General features: G+C 61.0%; 19 protein-coding genes. 16 read left to right on the top strand and 3 right to left on the bottom strand.

The features are described from left to right. Positions 1-72 precede the first annotated feature (72 nt). Together ACQY1K_RS15580 and hemC are read right to left on the bottom strand one after the other, a co-directional pair. Complete coding sequence (locus ACQY1K_RS15580; RefSeq protein WP_430257803.1) at positions 73-786, bottom strand: uroporphyrinogen-III synthase; 714 nt, start codon at positions 784-786, stop codon at positions 73-75. Positions 787-790: 4 nt separating this feature from the next. Further along, positions 791-1720 carry a hydroxymethylbilane synthase gene (gene hemC, locus ACQY1K_RS15575; RefSeq protein ID WP_430257802.1) on the bottom strand — a complete coding sequence of 310 codons (930 nt, stop codon included), beginning with the start codon at positions 1718-1720 and terminating at the stop codon, positions 791-793. A gap of 66 nt (positions 1721-1786) precedes the next feature. Here hemC and tsaD point away from each other — a divergent pair, with 66 nt between their 5' ends. The 5 genes from tsaD to ACQY1K_RS15550 are packed head-to-tail and all read left to right on the top strand — an operon-like array spanning position 1787 to position 5296. Continuing rightward, positions 1787-2884, top strand: a complete 1098-nt coding sequence (tsaD, locus tag ACQY1K_RS15570; protein WP_430257801.1) for a tRNA (adenosine(37)-N6)-threonylcarbamoyltransferase complex transferase subunit TsaD — start codon at positions 1787-1789, stop codon at positions 2882-2884. Then, positions 2881-3882 (top strand): NAD(P)H-dependent glycerol-3-phosphate dehydrogenase, encoded by a 1002-nt coding sequence (locus ACQY1K_RS15565; protein WP_371816207.1) that lies wholly within the window; start codon positions 2881-2883, stop codon positions 3880-3882. The genes tsaD and ACQY1K_RS15565 overlap by 4 nt, the downstream gene beginning before the upstream one ends. A 20-nt stretch (positions 3883-3902) precedes the next feature. Continuing rightward, the gene (locus ACQY1K_RS15560) at positions 3903-4196 is read left to right on the top strand and encodes a YciI-like protein (RefSeq protein WP_430257800.1); all 294 of its coding nucleotides are present in this window, start codon (positions 3903-3905) and stop codon (positions 4194-4196) included. A gap of 7 nt (positions 4197-4203) precedes the next feature. Beyond that, complete coding sequence (locus ACQY1K_RS15555; protein WP_062462467.1) at positions 4204-4644, top strand: EVE domain-containing protein; 441 nt, start codon at positions 4204-4206, stop codon at positions 4642-4644. A gap of 7 nt (positions 4645-4651) precedes the next feature. Continuing rightward, positions 4652-5296 (top strand): class I SAM-dependent methyltransferase, encoded by a 645-nt coding sequence (locus ACQY1K_RS15550; protein WP_430257799.1) that lies wholly within the window; start codon positions 4652-4654, stop codon positions 5294-5296. A 5-nt stretch (positions 5297-5301) separates the two neighbouring features. Here the strand turns inward: ACQY1K_RS15550 and ACQY1K_RS15545 are convergent, their stop codons facing one another. Further along, the gene (locus ACQY1K_RS15545; RefSeq protein ID WP_430257798.1) at positions 5302-5796 is read right to left on the bottom strand and encodes a hypothetical protein; all 495 of its coding nucleotides are present in this window, start codon (positions 5794-5796) and stop codon (positions 5302-5304) included. 285 nt (positions 5797-6081) lie between these two features. Here ACQY1K_RS15545 and sdhC point away from each other — a divergent pair, with 285 nt between their 5' ends. The 11 genes from sdhC (at position 6082) to odhB (ending at position 19293) form a co-directional block, all read left to right on the top strand. Further along, positions 6082-6474 (top strand): succinate dehydrogenase, cytochrome b556 subunit, encoded by a 393-nt coding sequence (gene sdhC, locus ACQY1K_RS15540; RefSeq protein ID WP_430257797.1) that lies wholly within the window; start codon positions 6082-6084, stop codon positions 6472-6474. Positions 6475-6486: 12 nt separating this feature from the next. Next, positions 6487-6867, top strand: coding sequence for a succinate dehydrogenase, hydrophobic membrane anchor protein (gene sdhD, locus ACQY1K_RS15535; protein WP_062462477.1), 381 nt, complete (start codon positions 6487-6489; stop codon positions 6865-6867). Positions 6868-6873: 6 nt separating this feature from the next. After that, positions 6874-8727 carry a succinate dehydrogenase flavoprotein subunit gene (gene sdhA, locus ACQY1K_RS15530; RefSeq protein WP_092659318.1) on the top strand — a complete coding sequence of 618 codons (1854 nt, stop codon included), beginning with the start codon at positions 6874-6876 and terminating at the stop codon, positions 8725-8727. Between the two features lie 17 nt (positions 8728-8744). Beyond that, positions 8745-9524 (top strand): succinate dehydrogenase iron-sulfur subunit, encoded by a 780-nt coding sequence (locus ACQY1K_RS15525; RefSeq protein WP_062462483.1) that lies wholly within the window; start codon positions 8745-8747, stop codon positions 9522-9524. A gap of 201 nt (positions 9525-9725) precedes the next feature. Next, complete coding sequence (locus tag ACQY1K_RS15520; RefSeq protein WP_062462486.1) at positions 9726-10265, top strand: protease inhibitor Inh/omp19 family protein; 540 nt, start codon at positions 9726-9728, stop codon at positions 10263-10265. Between the two features lie 21 nt (positions 10266-10286). After that, positions 10287-11450 (top strand): cell division protein ZapE, encoded by a 1164-nt coding sequence (zapE, locus tag ACQY1K_RS15515; protein WP_430257796.1) that lies wholly within the window; start codon positions 10287-10289, stop codon positions 11448-11450. 173 nt (positions 11451-11623) lie between these two features. Then, positions 11624-12586, top strand: a complete 963-nt coding sequence (mdh, locus tag ACQY1K_RS15510; RefSeq protein WP_062462492.1) for a malate dehydrogenase — start codon at positions 11624-11626, stop codon at positions 12584-12586. 34 nt (positions 12587-12620) lie between these two features. Further along, complete coding sequence (gene sucC, locus ACQY1K_RS15505) at positions 12621-13814, top strand: ADP-forming succinate--CoA ligase subunit beta (protein WP_113111732.1); 1194 nt, start codon at positions 12621-12623, stop codon at positions 13812-13814. A gap of 15 nt (positions 13815-13829) precedes the next feature. Then, a complete protein-coding gene (gene sucD, locus ACQY1K_RS15500; protein WP_062581687.1) occupies positions 13830-14732 on the top strand; it encodes a succinate--CoA ligase subunit alpha in 903 nt (300 codons plus the stop codon). A 243-nt stretch (positions 14733-14975) separates the two neighbouring features. After that, positions 14976-17975, top strand: a complete 3000-nt coding sequence (locus ACQY1K_RS15495) for a 2-oxoglutarate dehydrogenase E1 component (RefSeq protein ID WP_062581691.1) — start codon at positions 14976-14978, stop codon at positions 17973-17975. A gap of 61 nt (positions 17976-18036) precedes the next feature. Next, positions 18037-19293 (top strand): 2-oxoglutarate dehydrogenase complex dihydrolipoyllysine-residue succinyltransferase, encoded by a 1257-nt coding sequence (odhB, locus tag ACQY1K_RS15490; protein ID WP_430257795.1) that lies wholly within the window; start codon positions 18037-18039, stop codon positions 19291-19293. The last annotated feature ends 11 nt before the right edge of the window (positions 19294-19304 follow it).

The following is a 19304-nucleotide window of genomic DNA, read 5'->3' as shown; positions in this document are numbered from 1 at the left end:
TTCGCATCTGCTCAGGGAAAGTAGTTGGTGGGGCAGGGTAAGGAAAGGGGAGCGAGAGAATTTGGCTTGGCACTATGGTGAAAGAAACGCGAAAAGTGCGTCTTCGTCGGGTGTTTCAGCGACGAAGATAGCAGGATGAAATTTTTCAGGCACCGCGGTAGCGACGTTTTTGCTGAGGCAGATGACCTGCAAATGTTCGATCGAGGCTGCAAACGGCTGCACGAGTTCGAAGAACAGCGCGGCGTTGTGGCGCGAATAGAGAAGGACTGCGTCGGCCGCCGGGCGGGTCAGAAGCGGTTCGATGATCTCGGTCCGGTAGCCGACCTTGACCATCCGGTAGATCTCGATCGTTTTGCAGGCGATGTCGCGGGCGTGTAACCCGTCCTCCAAATCCGGCGAACGCGGATTGCCGGCAAGATAGAGGAGACTGGATGTTTCGCCAGCATCCTGGGCGATCCTCTCCACCAGATCATGCCCGGTGCCATCGCCGCAGCGGATATCGGTAAAGCCGAGGGTGCGTGCTGCCTCGCCGGTCGCTTCGCCGACGGCGTATATCTGCGTGGACAGGCGATGCCGGAGTTCGTGTCCAAGTTCGCCAAGCACGCGAACGGCTTCGGCGCTGGTCACGACAAGTGCGGAATGGGGTTCGGACAGCGCTTCTCGGGCGATCTCCAGGTGATGCTCGGCGCGGGTGAGCGGCAGGAAGACCGGCTGATGGCCGAGGGTTTCGAGCCGTGCTGCGGTTCGCCGGGCGGAATGGTCAGGGCGGGTAACGATGACCCGCATGGCGTCAGACCCAGCCTTCGAAGAAGCCCGGTCCGGCAGCGGCGCGGACGGTTTCTCCGGCCTGGCGACCAAGCGTTTCCGCATCTGCCCGTCGGCCGCTGATGTCCACCGCATGTTCGCTCGATCCGTCCGGCGTCAGGATCAGGCCTGAAAATTTCAGATGATCACCGTCGCAGATCGCGTAGCCGCCAATCGGTGTCCGGCATGAGCCATCGAGGGCTGCCAGAAACGCGCGCTCGCAACTGACCGCGTCAAAGGTGGGACAGTCGTTGACGGCTTTCAGCAGGTCATCGATGGCCGTGTCGCCGATGCGGCTCTCGAGGCAGATCGCGCCCTGTGCAGGCGCTGGCGGAAAATCGACGGGGTCGAGCAGTTCGGTCGCAACTTCCTCGCGGGCCAGCCGCTTCAGCCCGGCATACGCCAAAAGCGTCGCGTCCACATGGCCTTCATTGAGCTTGCGAAGGCGCGTGCCGACCGATCCGCGAAAAATCGCGACCTGGATATCGGGACGAAGACGGCGCACCAGCGCCTGACGCCTCAGAGATGCGGTTCCGACCGTCGCGCCGTCGGGCAGAGCTTTGAGGCTCGGCGCCGTGCGGCCGATGACGGCATCGCGGATATCCTCGCGGGGCAAGTAGGCGGAGATGTAAAGGTCTTCCGGAAGCTTGGTCGGCATGTCCTTGGAGGAATGCACCGCGAAGTCGAGATCTCCCGAGGAGAGCTTTTCTTCGAGCTCCAGCGTGAACATGCCCTTGCCGCCGATCTCGCTCAGGGCCCGGTCGGTGATGCGGTCGCCGGTCGTGGACAGGACGACAATTTCGAACATTTCCTCCGGAAGGTCATGGGCTGCCATCAACCGTGCACGGGTTTCGGCCGCCTGGGCGAGCGCCAGCGGGCTGCCCCGCGTTCCTATCCGGAAAGGTTTTGTTTGCATCCGCGTCATTCCATTGTTACCGGAAGCCCTCGTAAACCTGTTTTCCTCTTCAATCAACGATAGGTCATGGCGGCATTTCTTCGCATCCTCGGCATTGAAACAAGCTGCGACGAAACCGCGGCCGCAATCGTCGTGCGCCACGAGGACGGTCGCGGCGAGATTCTCTCTGATGTCGTGTTCTCGCAGCTCGACGAGCACAGTGCCTATGGCGGCGTCGTGCCCGAGATTGCGGCGCGAGCCCATGTGGAGGCGCTGGACGGTCTGATCGAGGAAGCCCTGTCGCGAGCTGGCGTCTCGCTGGATGAGATCGACGCGGTGGCGGCGACCTCCGGTCCCGGCCTGATCGGCGGATTGATCGTCGGGCTGATGACGGCGAAGGCGATTGCACGCGCCACCGGCAAGCCGCTGATGGCGATCAACCATCTCGAGGGACATGCGCTGACGGCGCGGCTGACGGACGGATTGTCGTTCCCTTATCTTATGCTGCTGGTCTCCGGCGGGCATACGCAGCTGGTTCTGGTGCGTGGCGTCGGCGATTATGAGCGCTGGGGCACCACGATCGACGACGCTCTGGGCGAAGCCTTCGACAAGACGGCAAAGCTGCTCGGCCTGCCATACCCGGGCGGTCCCGCCGTCGAGAAGGCGGCGCTGACGGGCGATCCCGATCGTTTTCAATTGCCGCGGCCGCTGGTCGGCGAAGCCCGGCTGGACTTCTCGTTCTCCGGTCTCAAGACCGCCGTGCGTCAGGCTGCGACCGAGATCGCGCCGCTGTCCGAGCAGGATATCGCCGATATCTGCGCCTCGTTCCAGAAGGCGATCTCGCGAACGCTGCGCGACCGGACCGGGCGTGGACTTGCGCGGTTTGCCAAGGAATTCGGCCATCTGGATGTCGGTCCTGCGCTGGTGGTTGCCGGCGGCGTTGCCGCCAACCAGGAGATACGCCGAACGCTGCAGGCGCTCTGCATCGAACACGGATTTCGCTTTATCGCGCCGCCGATGAAGCTGTGCACCGACAATGCAGCGATGATTGCCTGGGCAGGGCTTGAACGGCTGGCCGAAGACATGCCGTTCGACGGCATGGATGTCGCGCCGCGCTCGCGCTGGCCGCTGGATGCCAATGCGCAGACGCTGCTTGGCTCCGGCAAACGGGGTGCCAAGGCATGAACGGGGCAGAGATGCCGCAAGAACGGATCGTCGTGATCGGGGCCGGGGCCTTCGGTACGGCACTCGCAGCCGTCATCGCGCTCGAAGGTCGTCACCCGGTAACGCTGATCGGCCGCAATACCGGCCTGATGGCCGATCTCAGAAACGACCGTGTGCATGACGCGGCACTGCCCGGCGTGACGTTGCCGGATGCGCTCGAATTCTCCGCTGAACCCGACGCCATCTCGGATGCGAGCATTGTGCTGTTTGCCATGCCTTCGCAGGCGCAGAGCGATGCGGCGCGGTATTACGGTCCGTATCTCGCAAAGGATGCGGCGGTCGTTACCTGTGCCAAAGGCATAGACCGCGTGTCAGGGCTTTTGCTGACGGACGTTCTGGAGGCATCGCTTCCGAGCCACCCGATCGCGGTTCTCTCCGGCCCCGGTTTTGCATTCGACATTGCGCGCGGGCTTCCGACGGCGATGGCGCTTGCGGCGGAGGACCAACTGCTCGCGGAGCGTCTGGCGACCGTGCTGTCCAGCCGGACCTTCCGGCTTTACGCCTCGTCCGACCGGATCGGCGTGCAGCTCGGCGGCGCGATGAAGAACGTGCTGGCGATTGCTTGCGGCATCGTCGAGGGCGCAGGCCTGGGTGATTCGGCCCGTGCCGCATTGATTTCGCGCGGACTTGCGGAAATGTCGCGTCTCGTTGAAGCGATGGGCGGCAAGGCGGATACGGTTCGGGGCCTGTCCGGTCTCGGCGATCTGGTGCTGACCGGAACCAGCCACCAGTCCCGCAATCTGCGCTTCGGTATTTCGCTCGGGCGAGGGGAACCGGCATCGGCTTCCGGCGGGCCGCTGGTCGAAGGCGCCTTTGCCGCGTCGGTCGCTGCCCAGCTCGCGCAGACCCACTCCGTCGATCTGCCGGTGACGGAGGCCGTTGCCGCAATCATCGACGGACGGCTTGGCGTGGCCGACGCGATGGAACGCCTGATGACCCGCCCGATCACGACGGAATAGATCAACCCAAGGAGAGAACGATGCTGTTTGCCTTCCTCTGCACCGACAAGCCCGGCCATCTCAACGTCCGGATGGAAACCCGTCCGGTCCATCTCGAACATCTCAACAAGCTGAATGCCGACGGCACGCTGAAGTTTGCCGGTCCTTTCCTGGACGATGAAGGCAAGCCGAATGGCAGCCTGGTCGTGGTTGAATCCGCCGATATGGCGGCTGCCCGCACGCTTGCCGAGGCCGATCCCTATTACCTCGCCGGCCTGTTCGAGACGGTCGATGTGAAGCCGTGGAACTGGACGATCAACAAGCCTGCGGAGTGAGATAACCATGGCCTATTGGCTCTATAAATCCGAACCGGATGTCTGGTCTTGGGAGCAGCAGAAGGCCAAGGGAAAAGCTGGCGAGGAATGGACCGGCGTGCGCAACTATCAGGCCCGCAACAACATGCGGGCCATGAAGATTGGCGACAAGGGGTTCTTCTACCACTCCAACGAGGGGCTGGAGATCGTCGGCATCGTCGAGGTCTGCGCGCTGTCGCATCCGGATTCCTCGGCCAAGGGCGATCCGAAGTGGGACTGCGTCGATATTCGCGCCGTCGAGGATGTGCCGAAGCCGATCACGCTGAAGGACATCAAGGCAAATCCGCAGTTCGAGAAGATGGCACTTGTCACCTCGATGCGGCTTTCCGTACAGCCGGTGACGGAAGAGGAATATCTCGAGATCTGCCGCTTGGGTGGTGTCAAGAACCCGCCCCGCTCGCCGGACTGACGCGTCCTTGAAAACCGACCCTGCGACCTTCATCCTCGCCAACACGGATGTCACCGCGCCGCCACATGTTCCGGAGATCCGGCTTCATCTGGCGACAGAGGCGCATGACCTCTGGCTGAAGACCGAGGAAGAGTTGCAGGCGATCGGTCTGCCGCCGCCGTTCTGGGCCTTTGCCTGGGCCGGCGGGCAGGGGCTCGCCCGCTATATTCTCGATCATCCCGATACGGTTGCGGGCAAGCGGGTGCTGGATTTCGCCTCAGGATCCGGGCTGGTGGCGATTGCGGCGAAACAGGCTGACGCAGCGCATGTGTTGGCCGCCGATATCGATCCCTGGACGGAAGCGGCGGTGAGGCTCAACGCTGCAGAGAACGACGTCTCTATATCCTTCACGTCGCAAGATCTGATCGGGCGAGAGATCGAGGCGGATGTGCTGCTCGCCGGCGACGTGTTCTACGATCGCGGCATGGCCGATCTGTTGATACCGTGGTTTACCCGGTTATCGGAAGCGGGAAAGGTCGTTCTGGTCGGTGATCCCGGCAGGAGCTACTGCCCCAAGGATCGGCTTACCGAGATGGCCGTCTACCAGGTACCCGTCACCCGGGCACTTGAAGACAGCGAGGTCAAAAAGACGACCGTGTGGCAGTTCGCCTGAGACGACTATCGGCCGCCGCGAATGACGCAGACGCCGGCTTCAAACGAGCAGGATTTGTTCGAGGCCACCGCGTTGCCGCCCATCTCCTGCGCTACATCGATCACCTTGGCTTTCGGGGCGAGTGCCGGACTGCGGCGTTCCTGCTGCGGCCAGTAGATATCGTCGCGCACAAAATAGGTCCCATTGCCAGGGACCGAGTAGGCCTGGATCGAACCTGCATAGGTATCAATCCCGCGCGTGAAGGATGACGAGCCCCGATCAAAGCGACCCGATGCATAAGTACGGGTCATCCGGTTGATCTCGGCAGGACGGTTGCGTCGTCCGTCACCCTGGCGATCCCAGCGATTGTTTTCGACGAACTGGTGGCGATGGCCTCTGTCGTATCCACGGTCGGCATAGCCCTGATGGTGATGCCTGCGATCTGCCGCAGAAGCGACTGATGCGAAGGCTGCAAGCACTGCTGCGGCGATGACAAGGGGCTTGATCCGGTGACTGATCATGACGAACTCCGCGACACACAGGTTAACGAAACATTAACATGGAGCGAAAGCGGGTTTCTGGCAAGAAACCAATTGTTCGGGTTTGCGAGATATCGTGCCGCGATCTGGCAAACCCGAGACCTTGAGAAAAACACAATCGATTAAATTCTCGATCGTTTAGAATTGTTCTTGTCGTTGGGGAATTCCAAGATTAAACCACGCGAATGATGCAATGCACATTTTCTCGGCAGCGTGCATTGCCAAGGGCTCCCGCTCTTTGACGCATTACGACGCCGCGAGGTTCTGATGGCGAATGTGACTAACAACCGGCCTCTGTCGCCGCATCTCTCAATCTACAAGCCAATCCCCACAATGGTCATGTCGATCGTTCACCGTATCACCGGTGGCGCTCTGTATTTCGGCACGATCCTTATCGCGTGGTGGCTGATCGCTGCAGCAAGCGGCCCGGCTTACTACGACTGGGCCAACTGGGCGCTTGGCAGCATTCCCGGCAAGCTGGTTCTTCTCGGCTATACATGGGCGCTGATCCACCACATGCTCGGCGGCTTCCGCCACTTCATGTGGGACTTGGGCCGTGGCTTCGAGAAGGAATTTTCGACCAAGCTCGCCATCGCCAACATCATCGCATCGCTCTGTCTGACCGTGCTGGTCTGGGTGGTCGGCTTCATCGTTCGCTAAGGAACAGCTTCCATGGATATGCGCACCCCGCTCGGTAAGGTCCGCGGACTGGGCTCCGCCAAAGACGGCACCGAACATTTCTGGCGTCAGCGGATGACCGCCGTCGCCAACGTGCCGTTGATGACCTTTTTCGTGATCTTCATGATCATCTATGCCGGCAAGCCGTTTGCCGAAGTGGTCGAGGCGCTGTCGAACCCGTTCGTCGCTGTTGTCATGGGCCTTGTCGTGATCTCGGGCATCATCCACATGAAGCTCGGCATGCAGGTCATCATCGAGGACTACGTGCACAGCGAGTTCGCGAAGGTCCTGTTCGTCATGCTCAACACATTCTTCTCGATCCTGATCGCCGGGCTTTGTCTGTTCGCCGTTCTGAAGATCGCTTTCGTAGGATAATCCGTCATGGCATCCGTCACCCCCATCGCTTCAGGCGCCTCTCAGACCGGCAAGGCCTATACCTATGTCGACCATTCCTACGACGTGATCGTCGTGGGTGCCGGCGGTGCAGGATTGCGCGCCACGCTCGGCATGGCCGAACAGGGCTTCAAGACGGCCTGCATCACCAAGGTCTTCCCGACCCGTTCGCACACCGTCGCCGCACAGGGCGGCATTGCCGCCTCGCTGCAGAACATGACGCCCGATTCATGGCAGTGGCATCTCTATGACACCGTCAAGGGTTCCGACTGGCTTGGCGACGTTGACGCCATGCAGTACATGGTCATGGAAGCACCCAAGGCCGTTTACGAACTCGAACATTACGGCGTGCCTTTCTCGCGCAACGAAGAAGGCAAGATCTACCAGCGCCCGTTCGGCGGCCACATGCAGAATTTCGGTGCAGGCCCGCCGGTGCAGCGCACCTGCGCTGCCGCTGACCGCACCGGCCACGCCATCCTGCACACGCTCTACGGCCAGTCGCTGAAGCACAACGCGGAATTCTTCATCGAGTATTTCGCGCTCGACCTGATCATGTCGGATGATGGTCGCTGCACAGGCGTCGTTGCCTGGAACCTCGACGACGGCACGATCCATCGCTTTACCGCCAAGATGGTGGTTCTGGCGACCGGCGGTTACGGCCGCGCCTATTTCTCGGCAACCTCCGCCCATACCTGCACCGGCGACGGCGGCGGCATGGTGGCGCGTGCCGGCATGCCTCTTCAGGACATGGAATTCGTCCAGTTCCACCCGACCGGCATCTATGGTTCGGGCTGTCTCATCACCGAGGGTGCACGCGGCGAAGGCGGCTACCTCGTGAATTCCGAGGGCGAGCGCTTCATGGAGCGCTATGCGCCATCCGCGAAGGATCTGGCCTCCCGTGACGTGGTCTCGCGTTGCATGACGCTGGAAATCCGCGAAGGCCGCGGCGTCGGCAAGAACAAGGACCACATCTTCCTCCATCTCGACCATCTCGATCCAGCCGTGCTGCACGAACGCCTTCCCGGCATTTCCGAAAGCGCCAAGATCTTTGCGGGCGTCGACGTGACGCGCGAACCGATTCCGGTTCTGCCGACCGTGCATTACAACATGGGCGGCATTCCCACCAATTACTGGGGCGAGGTGCTCAACGCAGATGCCAACAATCCGGAACGCATCCTGCCCGGCCTTATGGCCGTCGGTGAAGCGGGTTGCGCCTCGGTGCACGGTGCCAACCGTCTCGGCTCCAACTCGCTGATCGATCTCGTCGTGTTCGGCCGTGCTGCCGCCATCCGCGCCGGCCAGGTGATCGACCGCGAAGGACCGATCCCGGCACTGAACACGGCCGCCTGCGACAAGATCATGGACCGCTTTGACAGCCTGCGCCACGCCAGCGGCTCGACGCCGACGGCGATCCTGCGCGACAAGATGCAGCGCACCATGCAGGACGATGCCGCCGTGTTCCGCACCCAGGAATCGCTCGAATCCGGTTGCAAGCGCATGTCGGCGATCTGGGGCGAAATGCGCGACGTGAAGGTCACCGACCATTCGATGATCTGGAACTCGGATCTCGTCGAGACGCTCGAACTGCATAACCTGATGGCGAACGCGATCACCACGGTCTACGGTGCCGAAGCGCGCAAGGAGAGCCGCGGCTCTCATGCACGCGAGGACTATACGGACGGCGCGTTTTCCGGCCGCGACGATGTGACCTGGCGCAAGCACACGCTTGCCTGGGTCAACGACGCGGGCGACGTGAAGCTCGACTATCGCCCGGTCCACACGGACCTGATCGCCGACGGCATCGATCCTTACAAGATCGAGCCGAAAGCGCGCGTGTATTGATCTGAGGAAACTGGAACATGGTTGAACTCGCTCTGCCCAAGAATTCCCAGATGACCGAAGGCAAGGTCTGGCCAAAGCCGGACGGTGCCACGAACGTTCGGGAATACCGCGTCTACCGCTGGAGCCCGGATGACGGCCAGAACCCGCGCATCGATACGTTCTACATCGATATCGACGATTGCGGGCCGATGGTTCTCGATGGTCTTCTCTACATCAAGAACAATATCGACCCGACGCTGACACTGCGCCGTTCGTGCCGCGAAGGCATTTGCGGCTCCTGCGCGATGAACATCGACGGCACCAACACGCTTGCCTGCACCAAGGGCATGGACGACGTGAAGGGGACGGTCAAAGTCTATCCGCTGCCGCATATGCCCGTGGTCAAGGATCTGGTTCCGGATCTGACGAACTTCTACGCCCAGCACCGCTCCATCGAGCCCTGGCTGAAGACCGTCTCGCCGACACCTGCCAAGGAATGGAAGCAGAGCCACGACGACCGCCAGAAACTCGATGGCCTCTACGAGTGCATTCTCTGCGCCTGCTGCTCGGCATCCTGTCCCAGCTACTGGTGGAACGGCGACCGCTATCTCGGTCCAGCTGTTCTGCTGCAGGCCTATCGCTGGCTGATCGACTCCAGAGACGAAGCCAAGGGCGAACGCCTTGACAATCTCGAGGATCCGTTCCGGCTCTATCGCTGCCACACGATCATGAACTGTGCGCAGACCTGCCCGAAGGGTCTGAACCCTGCCAAGGCGATTGCCGAAATCAAGAAAATGATGGTCGAGCGCCGCGTCTAGTAAAACCTTACAGTATCCCGACCCTGCAGACGCACGGTCGGGATTTTTCGATTAAAACAGCTCGCGTAATCGTGACAGTTGTCGGGCCCTCGCCAAATAGCGCCGGTATGACTTGATTAACTAAGTCCTTTTACGGTAATTCCGTCTCAATTGAATGGATCAGTTCCATGCAGAGATGCGGCTGAAAGCAGGAGTTTTGTGATGCAGTTCAGATATGTGGCGACAGGCGTTGTTCTTGCGCTGGCTCTTGCCGGTTGCCAGAGGACGTCCAATACCTCCCCTTATGCTGATCTGCCAGCACAGCCCTCCCGGCCCGCGCCGCTTCAGGCACAGCCTGTTCAGGGTGTGCAGGGCGGCCAGCTTCCACCTCCGGGTGGTGCAGCCCAATATCCGACGGCGCCTCAGGGAGGCCAGCAGATGGCATCAGTCGATCCGAATGCTGCGGCGCCTGCCAATGCTCTCGATATTACCAAGCAGCAGATGGTCGGCAACTGGCGCGTTGCCAATGGCGGCTCGTCCTGCGACATGTTCCTGACGCTCACCAATCTCGGCAGCGGATCGCGCGGCGGCACTCGTGGCTGCTCCGGCGAACTGACGACGATGGGTTCGTGGGAAGTGTCGGGCAAGATGGTTCAGTTCAAGAACCGCGCCGGCGACGTCATCGGCCGCGTCTACAAGAGCGGCGATACCCGTTTCGACGGCACCACCAATTCGGGCCAGCCTCTCGGTCTCAGCCGGTAAACGGTCTGCGGAGGCGGCAGGGTGGAGCCGATCCCGGACTACACATCGAGCGTCGGTGAAGAGCTCAAGGCACTGGCGGCGTCCGCGGTGCTGACTCCGGACACTGCGCAGATGCAGGTGGCCGCCAAGCTCGACCACATTCTCAAATGCTTCAGAGACACGAAGCCAGCCAAGAAGACGAGTGCACTCGGCTGGCTGTTTGCCCGCGGTGGCGGCAAGCCGCGGGAAATCCGCGGACTTTATGTGCATGGCAGCGTCGGTCGCGGCAAGACCATGCTGATGGACATGTTCTTCAAGAAGGCATCCATCGCAAAAAAGCGGCGTCTGCACTTTCACGAATTCATGGCCGACGTGCATGGACGTATCCACGAGCACCGTCAAAAGCTGAAACGCGGCGAGACGAAACAGGCAGATCCGGTGCCGCCGATCGCTGCGGCCCTGTTCGCAGAAGCGGAACTTCTCTGCTTCGACGAATTCTCGGTGACCGATATCACTGATGCTATGATCCTTGCACGTCTGTTCACGGAATTGTTCGGCCTTGGATGCGTTCTCGTCGCGACCTCGAACGTAGCCCCCGACGATCTCTACAGGGATGGCCTCAACCGCGGTCTGTTCACGCCGTTCATCGCGCTGCTCGGCCGCTACGTGGATGTCGTCACGCTGGACTCGCCAACAGACTACCGGATGCAGAAGCTGGCGAGCCTGCCCGTCTATGTGACGCCTCTCAGCCCCCAGGCGGATCTCGCGATCGAAAACACCTGGCATCAGGTGATCGACGGCGAGAAGGCGAGCCCTGTCGAGTTGCCGATGAAAGGTCGCACCATCAAGGTGCCGCTGGCGTCCGGCCGGGCTGCACGGTTCAGCTTCTCGGACTTGTGTGAAAAACCGCTAGGCGCGTCGGACTATCTGGCGATCGCCGATCGCTTTGACGCTGTCTTCATCGAGCACGTCCCTCAGCTCGGACCCGAAAAGCGCAACGCAACCAAGCGCTTCATCAATCTCGTCGATGCGTTCTACGACCATTCGGTCAGACTCTATGTCTCCGCCGCGAGCGAACCGGATCAGCTTTTGTTGGAGAAGCGCGGCACCGAGGGGTTCGAGTTCGATCGAACAATCTCCCGTCTCTGGGAGATGCGGAGCACCGATTACCTCGCTCTGCACAACGCAAAGCGTCAAGAAGCCTGACACTTTCATGACAGAAGTTCTTACGTTTACGTAAGGTAATTGATATCTAACCGATTGAAAAATATCACTCCGAAATAATCGATTGCGATTTTTCCGATATGGCGCTATCGGTGGCGCCGCACGTGAACCTGCTATGACTTGACGCAGGTAAAGTCTTGAGAGGAAGCTTTTCGATGGCGCGCAAGAAAATTGCACTTATTGGTTCGGGCATGATCGGTGGCACGCTGGCACATCTTGCCAGCCTGAAGGAGCTGGGCGACATCGTCCTCTTCGACATTGCTGACGGCATCCCGCAGGGCAAGGGCCTCGATATTGCCCAGTCCGGTCCCGTCGAAGGCTTCAACGCCAAGCTTTCCGGTGCCAGCGACTATTCCGCCATCGAAGGCGCTGATGTCTGCATCGTCACTGCCGGCGTTGCCCGCAAGCCCGGCATGAGCCGCGACGATCTGCTCGGCATCAACCTGAAGGTGATGGAACAGGTCGGCGCCGGCATCAAGAAATATGCCCCGAACGCATTCGTCATCTGCATCACCAACCCGCTCGATGCGATGGTCTGGGCTCTGCAGAAGTTCTCCGGCCTGCCGAAGAACATGGTCGTCGGCATGGCCGGCGTTCTCGACTCGGCTCGCTTCCGCCTGTTCCTGTCGGAAGAGTTCAACGTTTCCGTCCAGGACGTCACGGCCTTCGTTCTTGGCGGCCATGGCGACACGATGGTGCCGCTCGCCCGCTACTCGACCGTCGGCGGCGTTCCGCTGACCGATCTCGTCAAGATGGGCTGGGTCACCGCCGAGCGTCTCGAAGAAATCATCCAGCGCACCCGTGACGGTGGCGCTGAAATCGTCGGCCTGCTGAAGACCGGTTCTGCCTACTACGCTCCGGCTGCTTCGGCGATCGAGATGGCCGAATCCTTCCTCAAGGACAAGAAGCGCGTTCTGCCTGCCGCTGCTTACCTGTCCGGCCAGTACGGCGTGAAGGACATGTATGTCGGCGTTCCCACGATCATCGGTGCCGGTGGTATCGAGCGGATCATCGAAGTTGAATTCAACAAGGACGAAGAAGCTGCCTTCCAGAAGTCGGTCGGCGCTGTTTCGGCTCTCTGCGAAGCCTGCATCAATATCGCGCCTGCGCTGAAGTAATCGCCTTCGGGCGCACGGATTTAAGGATACCTCGATGAACATTCATGAATATCAGGCCAAAGCCCTCCTGAAGGGTTATGGCGCACCGGTTGCGGAAGGTGTTGCAATCTTCTCCGCAGAAGAAGCCGAAGCTGCTGCAAAGCAGCTGCCGGGTCCGCTTTACGTGGTCAAGAGCCAGATCCACGCTGGTGGCCGCGGCAAGGGCAAGTTCAAGGAACTCGGACCGGACGCCAAGGGCGGCGTTCGCCTGGCTTTCTCGATCGATGAAGCCAAGAGCCACGCCAAGGAAATGTTCGGCAACACGCTGGTAACCGCGCAGACCGGCGACGCCGGCAAGCAGGTCAACCGCCTCTATATCGAAGATGGCGCCGACATTGCCCGCGAACTCTACTGCTCGCTGCTCGTCGACCGCTCGGTTGGTCGCGTTGCCTTCGTCGTTTCGACCGAAGGCGGCATGGACATCGAAGCTGTCGCTCACGACACGCCCGAGAAGATCCACACGATCGCGATCGATCCGGAAGCCGGCGTGACTGAAGCAGACATCGCTGCGATCTCTTCGGCGCTTGAACTGTCGGGTGCTGCTGCGGAAGATGCAAAGTCGCTGTTCCCGCTGCTCTACAAGGCCTTCAACGAGAAGGACATGGCGCTCCTCGAGATCAACCCGCTGATCGTCATGAAGGACGATCATCTGCGCGTTCTCGATGCCAAGATGTCGTTCGACGGCAACGCGATCTTCCGCCATGACGACGTCAAGGCGCTGCGCGACGAGTCGGAAGAAGACGCCAAGGAAATCGAAGCGTCCAAGTGGGACCTCGCTTACGTGGCGCTCGACGGCAACATCGGCTGCATGGTCAACGGTGCCGGTCTCGCGATGGCGACGATGGACATCATCAAGCTGTACGGCAAAGAGCCTGCAAACTTCTGCGACGTTGGCGGTGGCGCCGGCAAGGAGAAGGTCGCGGCTGCCTTCAAGATCATCACGGCTGACCCGAAGGTCGAGGGCATCCTCGTCAACATCTTCGGCGGCATCATGAAGTGCGACGTCATCGCCGAAGGCGTTGTCGCAGCGGTTCAGGAAGTCGGCCTCAAGGTTCCGCTCGTCGTGCGCCTCGAAGGCACCAATGTCGAGCTGGGCAAGAAGATCCTCAACGAATCGGGTCTTGCGATCACGGCTGCTGACGATCTCGACGACGCTGCCAAGAAGATCGTCGCGGCGATCAAAGCCTAATTTGGGGACCTGATAATGTCTATTCTCGTTAACAAGAATACCAAGGTCCTGGTTCAGGGCCTGACCGGCAAGACCGGCACGTTCCACACCGAACAGGCGCTTGCCTACTACGGCACGCAGATGGTCGGCGGTATCCATCCGAAGAAGGGTGGCGAAACCTGGACCGGTTCGAAGGGCGAAAGCCTGCCGATCTATGCGACCGTTGCCGAAGCCAAGGAAAAGACCGGCGCCGATGCGTCCGTGATCTACGTTCCGCCAGCCGGTGCAGCTGATGCGATCATCGAGGCGATCGAAGCCGAGATCCCCTTCATCACCTGCATCACCGAAGGCATTCCGGTCATGGACATGGTTCGCGTCAAGGCTCGCCTCGACCGTTCCAGCTCGCGCCTGCTCGGCCCGAACTGCCCGGGCGTTCTGACGCCGGAAGAATGCAAGATCGGCATCATGCCGGGCTCGATCTTCCGCAAGGGTTCGGTCGGTATCGTCTCGCGCTCCGGCACGCTGACCTATGAAGCCGTGTTCCAGACATCCAACGAAGGCCTCGGCCAGACGACGGCTGTCGGCATCGGTGGTGACCCGGTCAAGGGCACCGAGTTCATCGACATCCTGGAAATGTTCCTCGCAGACGAAGCCACGCAGTCGATCATCATGATCGGCGAAATCGGCGGCTCGGCTGAAGAAGAAGCGGCACAGTTCCTGATCGACGAAGCCAAGAAGGGCCGCAAGAAGCCGATGGCAGGCTTCATCGCCGGCCGGACCGCTCCGAAGGGTCGCACCATGGGCCATGCCGGTGCTGTCGTTTCCGGCGGCAAGGGCGATGCGGAATCCAAGATCGCTGCCATGGAAGCAGCCGGTATCAAGGTTTCGCCTTCACCGGCACGTCTCGGCACGACGCTGGTTGAAGTCCTCAAGGGCTAACGCCACATAAAGGTCACCCATCGCCGATAGATAGACGGCGATGGACCAGACATCAAATGACCCGCGGGTTGCTGCATGCGACCTGCGGGTAAGTCGCTCCAGGGTAGGTCTACCCCAGGTAGGTCTATAAAAGAGCGGCGCCGCTCGCAGCGGTATCGAGCCATACGTCAGAGAATGCGGTTTCCGGTCAATTCATCCGGTGCCGATCAGGTCAGGAGGCGGGCGCGGCGCCCGCGGGAAGCAATGGCACGGCAAGAAGCCAACGAACAGTTCCTCATCACGTCTTTCCTCGATGGTGCGAACGCTGCCTATATCGAGCAGCTCTATGGGCGCTACGAAAGTGATCCAACGTCGCTTTCCGAGGAATGGCAGGCCTTCTTCAAGGCGCTGGCAGACAGCCCCGAAGATGTCAGGAAGGCCGCGCAGGGCGCCTCCTGGAAACGTTCGAACTGGCCGATCCCCGCCAATGGCGATCTGATCTCGGCACTCGACGGCAACTGGCCGATCGTCGAAAAGGCGATCGAGACCAAGGTCAAGGCGAAGGCGGAAGCATCCGCTGCAGTGACCGGCCAGCCGGTGCAGCAGACCGACGTTCTGCAGGCGACCCGCGACAGCGTTCGCGCCATCATGATGATCCGCGCCTACCGCATGCGCGGCCACCTTCATGCCAAGCTCGATCCGCTCGGGATCGCGAGCCCGGTCGACGATTACAACGAGCTGTCGCCGAAGTCCTACGGCTTCGAAGAGAGCGATTACGATCGCAAGATCTTCATCGACAACGTTCTCGGCCTTGAATACGCGTCCGTTCGCGAAATGATCGAGATCCTCGAGCGCACCTATTGCTCGACCATCGGCGTCGAATTCATGCACATGTCCAACCCCGAGGAAAAGGGCTGGATCCAGGAGCGTATCGAAGGTCCTGCCAAGGGCGTCACGTTCACGCCTGAAGGCAAGAAGGCGATCCTTTCGAAGCTGGTCGAAGCCGAAGGCTACGAGCAGTTCCTCGACGTGCGCTTCAAGGGCACCAAGCGTTTCGGCTTGGATGGCGGTGAATCGCTCATCCCGGCGCTGGAGCAGATCATCAAGCGCGGCGGTCAGGAAGGCCTTGAGGAAGTCATCCTCGGCATGGCCCACCGCGGTCGTCTTAACGTCTTGACCAACGTCCTCGGCAAGCCACATCGCGCCGTGTTCCACGAGTTCAAGGGCGGTTCGTTCAAGCCCGACGAAGTCGAGGGTTCGGGCGACGTGAAGTACCATCTGGGTGCCTCGTCGGACCGTGAATTTGACGGCAACAAGGTTCACTTGTCGCTGACCGCCAACCCGTCTCACCTCGAAATCGTCAACCCTGTCGTCATGGGCAAGGCCCGCGCCAAGCAGGACATGCTGACCAAGGTCTGGGACAAGGACAACATCATTCCGCTGTCCGAGCGCGCCAAGGTCCTGCCGCTGCTTCTGCACGGCGATGCGGCCTTTGCCGGCCAGGGCGTGACGGCTGAAATTCTCGGCCTGTCGGGTCTGCGCGGCCACCGCGTGGCCGGCACGATGCATGTCATCATCAACAACCAGATCGGCTTTACCACCAACCCTGGATTCTCGCGTTCGTCGCCTTATCCGTCGGACGTTGCCAAGATGATCGAGGCACCGATCTTCCACGTCAACGGCGACGATCCGGAAGCGGTCGTCTACGCGGCCAAGATCGCCATCGAATACCGGATGAAGTTCCACAAGCCGGTCGTGGTCGACATGTTCTGCTACCGCCGGTTCGGCCATAACGAAGGCGACGAGCCTGCGTTCACGCAGCCGAAGATGTACAAGGTCATCCGCGCGCACAAGGCCGTGGCGGAGATCTATGCCGAACGTCTGATCGGCGAAGGTGTCATCACCGAAGGCGAATTCGAGAAGATGAAGGCCGACTGGCGAGCCAATCTCGAAACCGAATTCGAGGCCGGCCAGAGCTACAAGCCCAACAAGGCCGACTGGCTTGACGGCCAGTGGTCCGGCCTGCGTTCCGCCGACAATGCCGACGAGCAGCGTCGTGGCAAGACCGCGATGCCGATCAAGGATCTGAGAGAGATCGGTCGCAAGCTTTCGACCATTCCGGAAGGTTTTAACGCCCACCGCACGATCAAGCGTTTCATGGATAACCGTGCGCAGATGATCGAGACCGGTGAGGGGATCGACTGGGCCATGGCGGAAGCGCTGGCGTTCGGTTCGCTGACCGTCGAAGGCACGAAGATCCGTCTTTCGGGTCAGGATTGCGAACGCGGCACGTTCTCCCAGCGTCACTCGGTTCTCTACGATCAGGAAACCGAAGAGCGCTACATCCCGCTTTCCAATCTTCAGGCTGGCCAGGGCAAGTACGAAGTCATCAACTCGATGCTGTCGGAAGAGGCAGTGCTCGGGTTCGAATACGGCTACTCGCTGGCGCGTCCAAACGCGCTGACGCTCTGGGAAGCCCAGTTCGGCGACTTCGCCAACGGCGCGCAGGTCGTGTTCGACCAGTTCATCTCATCGGGCGAACGCAAGTGGCTGCGCATGTCGGGTCTCGTCTGCCTTCTGCCGCATGGCTATGAAGGGCAGGGCCCGGAGCATTCCTCCGCCCGCCTGGAACGCTGGCTGCAGATGTGCGCCGAAGACAACATGCAGGTCGCAAACGTCACGACGCCATCCAACTACTTCCACATCCTGCGCCGTCAGGTGAAGCGCGATTTCCGCAAGCCGCTGATCCTGATGACGCCGAAGTCGCTGCTGCGCCACAAGCGCGCGACCTCGACGCTGGCGGAAATGGCGGGCGAAAGCTCGTTCCACCGCCTGCTGTGGGACGACGCGGAGATGATCAAGGACGGTCCGATCAAGCTGCAGAAGGATGCGAAGATCCGTCGCGTCGTGATGTGCTCGGGCAAGGTCTATTACGATCTGCTGGAAGAGCGCGAAAAGCGCGGCATCGACGACATCTACCTGCTGCGCATCGAACAGCTCTATCCGTTCCCGGCCAAGGCGCTCATCAACGAGCTCAGCCGCTTCCGCAATGCGGAAATGGTCTGGTGCCAGGAAGAGCCGAAGAACATGGGTTCGTGGTCGTTCATCGATCCGTATCTGGAATGGGTTCTGGCGCATATCGATGCCAAGTATCAGCGCGTCCGTTACACGGGCCGTCCGGCAGCAGCATCGCCTGCAACCGGCCTGATGTCCAAGCATCTGGCACAGCTGGAAGCCTTCCTCGAAGACGCTCTCGGCGGCTGATTTTTCAGCCGTCTCCACCAATTGCTCCGAAACGATATCTGACAAACACGGAAAATAGATCATGGCCACCGAAATCCGCGTCCCTACCCTCGGCGAGTCCGTCAGCGAGGCAACCGTCGGCACCTGGTTCAAGAAGGTCGGCGACACGGTCAAGGCCGATGAGCCGCTGGTCGAACTGGAAACCGACAAGGTTACCGTCGAAGTCCCAGCTCCAGCCTCCGGCGTTCTGACAGAGATCGTCGCCCAGAACGGCGAGACTGTCGGACTCGACGCGCTGCTCGGCCAGATCTCGGCCGGCGGTGCTGCTGCCGGCACTGCAGCTCCTGCTGCACAGCCGGCCGAAGCTGCTCCGGCAAAGGCTGCCGAACCCGCTGCTGCTGCTCAGGCACCTGCTGCTGCCGCAGCGCCTGCCGGCGGATCGTCCATGCCGCCTGCACCGGCTGCTGCCAAGGTTGCTGCCGACAACAACATCTCCACTTCGGATGTCGACGGTTCCGGCAAGCGCGGCCAGGTGCTGAAGGGCGATGTGATCGCCGCCATTTCCAAGGGCTCGGCTGCGCCTGCCGCACCGGCTTCGGTTCCGGCAGCTCCCCGCCCTGTCTCGTCGGCTGACGATGCATCGCGCGAAGAGCGCGTAAAGATGACGCGTCTGCGCCAGACGATTGCCAAGCGCCTCAAGGACGCCCAGAACACCGCCGCCATGCTCACCACCTATAACGAGGTGGACATGAAGGCCGTGATGGATCTTCGCAACCGCTACAAGGACGTGTTCGAGAAGAAGCACGGCGTGAAGCTGGGCTTCATGGGCTTCTTCACCAAGGCAGTCACGCACGCGCTCAAGGAACTCCCTGCCGTCAACGCCGAGATCGACGGCACAGACCTCATCTACAAGAACTACTGCCACGTCGGCATGGCCGTCGGTACCGACAAGGGCCTCGTCGTTCCTGTCATCCGCGATGCCGACCAGCGTTCGATCGCCGGCGTCGAAAAGGAACTCGGTCGTCTCGCCAAGGCTGCCCGCGATGGTACGCTGTCGATGGCAGACATGCAGGGCGGCACGTTCACCATCACCAATGGTGGCGTCTACGGTTCGCTGATGTCGTCGCCGATCCTCAATGCGCCGCAGTCGGGCATTCTCGGCATGCACAAGATCCAGGAGCGTCCGGTTGCGATCGGCGGTCAGGTCGTGATCCGTCCGATGATGTATCTGGCGCTATCCTACGATCACCGCATCGTCGACGGCAAGGAAGCGGTCACCTTCCTCGTGCGCGTCAAGGAAAGCCTGGAAGATCCGGAACGTCTGGTTCTTGATCTGTAATTTGCGGAGAG

It is taken from the genome of Neorhizobium sp. IRS_2294, assembly GCF_050500145.1.
GTDB lineage: Bacteria > Pseudomonadota > Alphaproteobacteria > Rhizobiales > Rhizobiaceae > Neorhizobium > Neorhizobium soli.
This window is presented reverse-complemented; position numbering and strand designations above follow the sequence as displayed.